6 protein-coding genes are annotated in these 10182 nt (G+C 31.8%); 3 read left to right on the top strand and 3 right to left on the bottom strand.

From position 1 onward, the window contains the following. The first annotated feature begins 294 nt into the window (after positions 1–294). Positions 295–1914, top strand: coding sequence for a murein L,D-transpeptidase (locus ACHZDT_RS17645; protein ID WP_394775972.1), 1620 nt, complete (start codon positions 295–297; stop codon positions 1912–1914). 66 nt (positions 1915–1980) lie between these two features. Here ACHZDT_RS17645 and ACHZDT_RS17650 read toward each other — a convergent pair whose 3' ends face one another. From ACHZDT_RS17650 to ACHZDT_RS17660, 3 genes are all read right to left on the bottom strand, one after another. Next, the gene (locus ACHZDT_RS17650; RefSeq protein ID WP_394775973.1) at positions 1981–4416 is read right to left on the bottom strand and encodes an ABC transporter permease; all 2436 of its coding nucleotides are present in this window, start codon (positions 4414–4416) and stop codon (positions 1981–1983) included. Between the two features lie 144 nt (positions 4417–4560). After that, positions 4561–5268, bottom strand: coding sequence for an ABC transporter ATP-binding protein (locus ACHZDT_RS17655; RefSeq protein WP_394775975.1), 708 nt, complete (start codon positions 5266–5268; stop codon positions 4561–4563). 147 nt (positions 5269–5415) lie between these two features. Beyond that, positions 5416–6660, bottom strand: a complete 1245-nt coding sequence (locus tag ACHZDT_RS17660; protein WP_394775976.1) for an efflux RND transporter periplasmic adaptor subunit — start codon at positions 6658–6660, stop codon at positions 5416–5418. 158 nt (positions 6661–6818) lie between these two features. Between ACHZDT_RS17660 and ACHZDT_RS17665 the strand changes: the two genes are divergently transcribed. After that, positions 6819–8162: a sigma-54-dependent transcriptional regulator gene (locus ACHZDT_RS17665; RefSeq protein ID WP_394775977.1), complete on the top strand. Its 1344-nt coding sequence runs from the start codon at positions 6819–6821 to the stop codon at positions 8160–8162. Between the two features lie 311 nt (positions 8163–8473). Next, a complete protein-coding gene (locus tag ACHZDT_RS17670) occupies positions 8474–9799 on the top strand; it encodes a sensor histidine kinase (RefSeq protein WP_394775978.1) in 1326 nt (441 codons plus the stop codon). The last annotated feature ends 383 nt before the right edge of the window (positions 9800–10182 follow it).

The following is a 10182-nucleotide window of genomic DNA, read 5'->3' on the forward strand; positions in this document are numbered from 1 at the left end:
GGATTAGTCAAAATTATTCTGGCCGATTGGTTTTACTTTCTGATTCTAAAATTACATTGCAATTTTATTTATGATTGTACATCAAAAACTTATTTAAAGTTAAATTATACGAATTTTATGATAAATTTTTAGAATCGAATATCCAGAATATCAATAATCTTGGCTATATTTGAGTACCCAAATCAAATGATTTCTACTATTTTGAAAAATACGTGAAAGCTGTTTTTGGACGAATTATGGGTTTTCGGTATTTTTTAGAATAAAATTTATTTCTAAAATTTAAATCTTAAGGATATGCGAAAATTTACTTTATTATCTATAATTATTGCCGTTAGTTTCTTGATGTTTTCTTTTGAATCTTCTTCTAAAGAAATTAAAATAAAAAATTTTACAACGGAATCTGAGAACGTTTTCACATCTAAAAGATATGTCTCTAAAGTTGCTGTTGATGTAGCATCAATTGATCAGTTTTACAAAAAATATCCTAAACTAAAAAAATACCAAAACGACGTTTTAGATCTTTATAAAAAAAAGGAATACAATTCGCTTTGGTACGATGATACACGAGTTAGCGAATTTGGATCACTTTTATATCATAAAGTGCGTTTGCTCAACGATCAGGGCGTAAAAGCAACAATGCCGTATATGGATTTAGTAGATGATGTTTTTAATGAAAATGTATCTGTTGACCTTCCTCAAATTGATACAGAACTTCTATTATCAAATATGTATGTATTTTATGCCAGCAATGTTTATTCTGGCGTTGATGCTGCGACTTTAAAGAAAATTGGCTGGTTTTTACCCGCTAAAAGTATTTCGTATGTCAAAATATTAGATTCCTTAATGGTTGATCCTGACCGATTAAATAAAGATGAAAATCTTTTATACGGGCAATATTATAAACTGAAATCAATGTTGAAAAAATATCGGACTATTGAGAAAAATAACCAGTGGAAAAAGATAGATATTGACGTTGCAAATTATAAAGATCTAAAACCATTTGACAGTGGTGTTGCCGTAAAACAAATCAGAGAGCGATTGTTTATTATTGGAGACCTCGCACAAGATTCTAAAAGAGATGTATATGACGAAGAAATGATGGCTGGAATTTTAAAATATAAAGGCAGATACGGTCTTAAGCTAAATTACACATTAACCAAAGATCATATTGCCCAGATGAATGAGCCAATAGGCAATCGCATAAAAACGATAATGCTTAACATGGAAAGATGTCGATGGATACCAACAAATTTAGCGCAGGCAAATGAATATGTAATGGTAAATATACCATCGTTTAAACTCGCTTATGTTAAAAATGGTAAGTATGAATTAGTATCTGATGTTTTTGTGGGAACCCGAATGACCGAAACCGTAATTTTTTCCGGCAATATCGAACGAATCGTGTTTAGTCCGTATTGGTACGTTCCTCAAAGTATCATTAAAAATGAATTAAAACTCAAAATGGCCGAAGATAAAAACTATCTGGCAGATCATAATATGGAATGGAATGGAGGAAATGTGAGACAAAAACCCGGACCAACAAACTCTTTAGGATTGGTAAAATTTATGTTTCCAAACCCAAATGATATTTATTTGCATGATACGCCCGCAAAAAGTTTGTTTGACTTTGAACAGCGTATTTTTAGTCACGGTTGTATCAATGTAAAAGAGGCGAAAGGTTTGGCACTTGCAATTTTAAAAGACAATCCGGATTGGCCGGTAGATAAAATAAATCAGGCAATGAGCGGCGAAAAAGAAACAACTTGTACGCTAAAAAATAAAATCCCAATTTATATAGGGTATTTTACAGCTTGGGTAAGCGATGATGGCGAAATTGGTTTTTACCCGGATGTATACGACAGAGATCCGCAACTAGATAAATTACTGTATTCAGATGCTGTAGCTGTGAAATAAAGACATAGTTAAACCCGACAGTTTTTTAAAACCTGTCGGGTTTCTTAAAAAAAATGATCTACAAGCTTATTCGTATTTTAAATATTTCAGGATATCAATTTTGGTAACCTGATAGGCTTTTGCCAAAACTATTATCAGCGTTAAAACCAATAAAGAAACAAGCGCAATACCAAAAGGTATTACAGAAACATTGATTCGAAAAGCAAAATCTTCCAGCCATTTTTGCAATAAGATATAAGCAGGAATAATACCAATTACAAATCCTGTTAAACAAAAACCAACATATTGTTTTGATAATTCTTTAAGTAAAATATCCGTTTCTGCACCCAATGTTTTTCTAATCGCGATTTCTTTCAATCTTCTTTCCATAGAAAAAGAAGCTAAAGCAAATAATCCAAAAACCGCGATAATAATCACTACAAGATTCAGTATAAAAAATAAATCTTTCTGTTTTACCTGTTCCTGATACGTTTTAGCAAATCCCTTATTGACAAATTCATATTCAAAAGGATAATACTGATTGACGTTTTTGTCCCAATACGTTTTAAGTTTCGCTAAAGTCTCCGTCAAATTATTAGGAGAAACTTTTATATATACATTATTAAAATTATTCCATTTAAGAGTTTTAAGATTGACAAAAACCATAGGCGGAACTTTATCCTGCAATCCTGTAATGTGAAAATCTTTTACAACGCCTACAACTCTAAAATTTGCATTTCCGTCTTTTCCATCACTCCAGCCAGATCTAATAATAGTATTTACAGGGTTTTTAAGATTCAGGGTTTTTGCTAAAGTTTCATTAATCAACATATTGCTTACAGTATCTGATGCAAACTTGGCAGATAAGTCGCGACCCTGAACTATTTTTATCTTCATCATTTCAAGAAAGCCAAAATCCATTTCAACATTTCTTGGTTGTACAAAAATGCCATTATGCCTAAATCCTGAACTTGAATTAGTACTGTTGCCAAAAGTCCCGGCAAAAGTAGTAACATTTAGAACCCCCGGCATTTTTCTGATTTCTTGTTTTGCTGTTAGGTATTTATCTGTTCTTTTGTTTCGTTCTGCATTATTAAATGGAATTCGAATTACCTGATCGCCGCTAAATCCAAGGTCCTTATTCATCATGTAAGTAACTTGAGAATTTACAATTACTGCTCCAATAATAAAAAAAGAAGCAATACCAAACTGAAAAATCAACATTGAATTTCTAATCCAGATACCACTTTTGCTTCTTGAAAAATTACCTTTTAAAACTTTTAAGGTTTCAAAATTTGAGATATAAACGGCAGGGAAGATCCCAGCAAGAACAATTACTAATCCAAAAATAAAAATAAGCTGCAGGTAAAATTCACCACCATTCATAGTTAAGGATTTTTTAAGGAAAGCATTGTAAAACGGTAATGAAATTTCTACAATTGCTAAAGCAAAAAGTATAGCCAGAAGACTAATTATAGCTGTTTCAAAGATAAATTGAAAGATAATCTGCTTTTTTGAAGCTCCAACAATTTTCCGGACACCTACTTCTTTAGCGCGTTTAATAGCTGACGCCGTAGCCAGATTGATGTAATTTACCAAGGATAAAACCAGGATCAAAAAAGATAAACCAATCATGATATAAAGTAATTGTAAATCTCCTCTTCCTTCCGGATAATTATGGCCCTGCGTAGATTTTGTACCATGCAGGCGGGCTGTTTTTAATTGATCGATGATCACCGTAGTTTCACCATTTTCCTTAACATACTGCGCCACATTTTGACCGCTTTCTTTTGCATCTTTTAAAGTTCTGTTGACAAAATTTACATGTTGCAATTTCTTTAAAAAGGCAGTAGCATCAGTTCCTTTTTTAGTTTTAATAACTAATCCATAATTAAAATTTCCCCAACTCGTTTTATCGCCTTCATGCTCAACACCGCCAAATACGTAATTAGGCTCTATAGAAGACGGACTTATCAAATGATAAACAGATTTTACAATATAGAATTTATTGTCATAATTTATTGATTGACCAATTGGATCTTCATTTTTAAAAAGAGTTTTTGCAGTTTCTTCAGACAAGGCAACGCTATTGTTTTCTTTTAAGATATTAGATTTAGCTCCTTTTACAATTGGAAACGGGAAAATGCCAAAAAAGTCATTATCAGCAACGGTGATTTTTTCCCCCATTAATTTCATATTCTTGTACTTTATCGGAGCAGTATCGTACCACGTATTATTAAAGAAAGAAATGGATTCAATTTCAGGAATAGTAGCTTTGCAAGTTTCTCCAAAAGGAATAGAATTTGACGCCCAGGTATTTCCGGTTGCCCCAATTTTATTTAAAACCTGATAAACGTTCTCTTTTTCAGGATTCCATTTGTCGTATGCATTTTCGTTATTCCAATATAAAATCGCGAAAATTACGCCGGCTATTCCTATGCTTAATCCCAGAACATTTAAAAACGAAAACAATTTGTTTTGCTTTAAATGATATATAAATATTTTAAACCAGTTAAAAATCATGTTGTATTTTTTATAGTTATATCGTTGCTTTTTGAGTACCTGACAATTTTTAAATTTGTTAAGTTTTTATATCATTGCCAATATTTTGCAAACAAATCCCGCCAGGATTAAAATTGCTGTTACAATAAATTTTATCATTTTGAATTATCTAGCGTTCATAAAAACATCAACATTTCTCTGATTTAATCTTTCAGAAAATATAACACCATCTTTCATATGAATCGTTCTTTGCGAAAACGAAGCATCATAATCAGAGTGCGTAACCATCAAAATTGTGGCTCCTTTTGCATGTAAATCAGTCAAAAGTTCCATCACTTCATTACCATTTTTACTATCTAAATTCCCCGTTGGTTCATCGGCAAGAATAATTTTAGGATCATTTACCAATGCTCTTGCAACAGCAACTCTTTGTTGTTGACCTCCTGAAAGTTGCTGCGGATAATGTTTTAAACGATGTGAAATATTAAGTTTCTCGGCAATTGCCTCGATTTTTTGTTTCCTGTCTGATGCTTTTACATTATTATAAAGCAAAGGCAATTCGATATTATCATAAACCGAAAGTTCATCGATTAAATTAAAATTTTGAAAAATAAAACCAATATTTTCTTTACGAACAATTGCTCTTCCTTTCTCTTTTAAACCAATCATTTCCTGATCTAATAATTTATAACTTCCGCCATCTGCACTATCTAAAAGTCCGATGATATTCAATAAAGTCGATTTCCCACAACCCGAAGGTCCCATAATAGTCAGGAAATCACCTTGTTTAATTTCTAAAGAAATCCCGCTTAAAGCCGAAGTTTCTACTTCTTCCGTTCTAAAAACTTTGGTTAAATTTTGAATTGTTATCATAGTTTTAAAATATTTAGTTTGTTATTGATTGTGTTTTTTGATTGATGATTGAAACGTGGCTAATTATTAATTATTAATTGTGAATTATTAATTGTGAATTGTAAACTGCGACTGAATACTGCGACTGAGAACTGTTACTGAAAACTGTTACTGAGAACTAATAGCCAATTCCTCAACATCCTTATAATCAGAATAAGAAGAAATAATCACAGATTCTCCTTCTTTCAAACCTTGCAGAACTTCATAATATGATGGGTTTTCACGACCTAATTTTATATTTCTTCTTTCGGCTTTATTTCCCTTTACAACAAAAATCCATTTTCCTGCTGTTTCCTGATTAAAACTTCCTTTTTGAACGACAAGAGTTTTGTTTTTCTCCGATAAAATCAGTTTCACACCAAAACTAAGTCCGTCTTGTAGAACGATTTTTTCTTTAGATACAAAAGCTAATTCTACAATAAAATGTCCGCTTTTAACTTCCGGAATTACTTTGGTAACTAAAACTTCAAGATTTTTCCCTTGAAATTCAACCTGACCTTTTAATCCTTCTCTAACTTTTTCCAGATAAAATTCATCCACTTCCGCAGTAAGTTTATAACCTTGTTTAGAATCTATTTTTCCGATGCTTTCTCCAGCCTGAAAAGTTTTTCCTAAAACAGGCTGAAACGAAGTTAACCTGCCGGATTCCGGAGCTGTAATCAGGAAATTTTTTTTGTTGTTTCTCAAAATATCCAAACTTTTTTCCATCGTTTGAATTGAATTATTAATTTGAGAAATCTGAATTTGATTCGTTTGTTTTTCTTTCTGAATACTTTGCTGAATCGTTCTTTTGCGTTCTTCCTGAAAACGCAAACCTTCCTTAAAAGTATTCCAGTCATTTTTCGAAATCACCTCTTTCTCAAATAATCTCGCATTCATATCATACAATCTTTTCGCATCATTATAATCATGTTCGATCAAAACCAAATCCTTGTTCAAATTTAGTTCCTGATTTCTAATATTCAGTTTTCCAGTGTTCAAATTATTAATTTGCTCGATAATTGCCGTTTCTTGCGTAAGATAATTAAGCTCAGTATTTGGGTTATACAAACGCGCAAGAGATTGACCTTTTGTAACCATCGCGCCATTTTCGACAAAAATTTCTTTAACAGAACCTCCTTCAGTAACATTTACAAGCATGACGTTTAAAGGTTCAACTTTTGCCTGAAAAACTACAAAATCCTCAAAAAAAGCTTTTTCAACTTTCTGAATACTGAGTTCATCTGCTTTTACATTTAAACTTCTTTTAGTGTTAAACGAGAAAAAAACGATTGTGCCCAAAACTAAAAAAACTCCAATTGTTATTGTGAGATATCTAAATTTTCTATTTTTACGAGGAATTACTTTGTCCATTTCTTTAATAATTTACTGATAATCAAACAAGTAAATATTGTGCCATAAAAAGTATTATTTGTAAAGTATTGATTTTAAAGAAGCTTAAAAAACATTCAAAAAAATAACTGTTCGATAATGAACAGTTGACCGTTCGATATCGAACAAAAAAATAACTCATGCGAAGAAAACAAGCCCAAATATTAATCGTTGACGATCAGGAAGAAATTCTTTTTTCGGCAAAAATGATTCTCAAAAAACATTTCGAGACGATTTTTACAGCAAATAATCCCAAAAAAATCATTTCTATTTTAAATGAAAATGAAATAAATGTGGTTTTGTTAGACATGAATTATCGAATAGGTTTTGAAGATGGGCGGGAAGGAATTCATTGGCTAAAAGAAATTAAAGAGCTTTCGCCACAAACAATCGTGATTTTAATGACCGCTTTTGGCAAAATCGATACTGCGGTTGAAGGCATTAAAATTGGCGCTTTTGATTATGTTTTAAAGCCCTGGAACAACGAAAAATTACTTGAAATAATTGATAAGGCTGTCGCCGAAAGCAGAAAAAGCAGCAAAAAAGTAATTATAGAAAAACCAGAGAAAAATTATTTCGTTGGCACTTCCCTTAAAATCAAACAAGCCTATTTGATGGCCGAAAAAGTAGCCAGAACAGATGCAAATGTTTTAATTTTAGGAGAAAACGGAACCGGAAAATATGTTTTTGCTGAGTTTATTCATCTCAATTCTGAGCGCAAAGAACAACCTTTTGTTCATGTGGATTTAGGTTCGTTAAGTGATAATTTATTCGAAAGTGAACTTTTTGGTTATGCCAAAGGAGCTTTTACAGATGCAAAAACAGATACAGCCGGAAGATTTGAAACAGCCTTAAACGGAACAATTTTTCTCGATGAAATTGGGAATATTCCGCTGCATTTGCAATCGAAATTATTGCACGTTTTACAAACTAAAACAGTTACGCGCTTGGGCGAAAGCAAAGCAAGACCATTAAATGTTCGAATTATTGCGGCAACAAATAGCGACATAAAAGCTGAGGTTAAAAACAAAACGTTTCGTGAAGATTTATTATATCGAATAAATACAATGGAAATTCATTTGCCATCATTACGCGAACGAAAAGATGATATTGTTCCAATGGCACATTTTATTCTGAATAAAATTGCTGAAAAATACAATCAGGAAAATTGGCATTTTGATGATAATGTTGCGCCATATTTAGAAAAATATCCGTGGAAAGGAAACATTCGCGAACTCGAAAATAAAATTGAACGCGCCTTAATTTTAGCCGATAATAATACAATTACTGTAAACGATTTAGATATTCTGGATTTTGAAGATATTCAGGAAAATGATGAAAATCCTTTATCTGAAATGGAAAAAAATGCCATCGAAAAAGCATTATTTAAACACAACGGAAACATTAGTAAAACAGCCGAAGAACTAGGTTTGTCCAGAGCAGCTTTGTACAGAAGAATCGAAAAATACGATTTAAAGAATTAAAAAATAAGTTTTGCCACAGATTAAAAGATTAAAATAATTTTTAAAATTGTTTCTCGCAGATTCTGCAGATCAGGCAGATAAAAAGATTTTAATAATCCGCCAAATCTGCAAATCTGCGAGAGAAATATATCAAGTAGAAATCATTTTTAATCTTGTAATGTGTGGCAATAAAAAGAAATAATCTTGCCAAAATTACAAGATTAAATACATTTACTTTAATATAATTTTATCTGCTTAAATCTCATAAAATCTGCGTGAAACAAATTTTAAGAATCATTTTTCCTTTAATCTGTGGCAATAAAAAATAAATAATGAAAAACTGGAAATTCTATAATGCTTTGTTTATAAGGGTTGTATTTGTTATGATACCCTTTTTCTTCTGCGTTTTTTTAATTCACAAAACATTGTATTACAATGCAATTTTGGTTGGTTTTTTTGTTTTACTACTGCTGTCTGAAATGTATTTTTATATCAAAAATCAATCATCGTTTTACGATAAAACATTGCTTTCGATTTTACAAAATGACTTTTCAACCAATTTTCCGGAAGAACATAAAAAAGAAAATTTCAAGACTTTGTACCTTTTATACAACAAGTTAAAAGTTCAGCAACAAGAGCAAACTTCAAAAGATCTTATTTACAAATCGATTTTAAATAATATTGATACAGGAACTTTAATTTTAGAAAAGGAAAATGAGGATTGGAAGATTTTTTTAATGAACGATTGTTTTTCAAAGTTGTTCAAAGTCCCAAAAGTAAGCCATTGGAATTATCTAAAAAATTATTTGCCATCACTTTGCGATGAAATTGAGAATGTTGGTTTTGCCGAATTAAAATCGGCGATTTCGATAAAGATTGAAGATCAGGATTTGCAGACTTTTATGCTGCAAACATCTTATACGAAAACCTACGATAAGGAATATTTTATCATTTTATTGGATAGTATTCAGCGCGTTATTGAGAAAAAAGAAAAAGAAGCGTGGATTAATCTAATGAAAATTATTTCGCATGAATTAATGAATTCCTTAACGCCAATTCGTGCACTTTCGCAGAATTTACTGCAAATAGTCGATCAGGAACAATTAGAAGAAGATGATTTTGAGGACATCAAAAGCAGTATTTCAACCATAATAAATAGGAGCGACCACTTGCAGGTTTTTGTAGAAAACTACCGTAAACTTGCCATGTTGCCAACTCCAACTAAGAAAATGACGCCTATAAATACACTTTTTGAAGATTGTATGCGAATCATGAGTCCAATTTTGAAAGCGGAGAATATAGAATTAATAAACGAAATTAATAGTTCAAGATCTATTTTAATAGACAAAAACCAAATGGAACAAGTGATTATTAACTTAATTACAAATAGTATTTATGCCTTAAAGGAAAAGAACGAAAAGAAAATGTTTCTATCCAGTTACACTGAAAATAATCGCTTTTTCATCAGGATTTCAGACAACGGAAAAGGAATCGACGAGGAGATTCGGGATAAAGTATTTCTACCGTTTTTTACCACCAGAAAAGACGGTGCAGGAATTGGTTTAACACTTTCTAAAAATATCATAGAAGCACATGGCGGTTATTTAAGTTATCAAACCGATGAAGATAAAACGAGTTTTGTTATTTGTTTGATCTAATTATTGAACCGAATTTGAACCATATAAGTGATATAAGTTCATATTAGGATTGCTTTAAAACGTTTTGGAATCCTTATCAAAGTTGGTTTTCTCATTTTTGTCATCCCGAGGAACGAGGGATCTCCACGAGAAATTCCGCAATCAAAATCGCCAATCTTTGTCGAGCTACTTACCGGAGATCCCTCGTGCCTTTGGGGTAACAAACTGTACGCGAATGCATTACGGACAATCTTTCTCGAGTTTCCTGATGCGATTCCTCGTTCCTCGGAATGACAAACTATACGAAAATAGTGTTATGAAAATGATTGTCCTAGCCCCGATAGAAGTGAAAATCCTTTTGTGGCGGGGTTCGCCACAAAAGATTGAAACGGATAGCGGGATTA

It is taken from the genome of Flavobacterium sp. (assembly GCF_043722275.1).
Lineage (GTDB): Bacteria > Bacteroidota > Bacteroidia > Flavobacteriales > Flavobacteriaceae > Flavobacterium.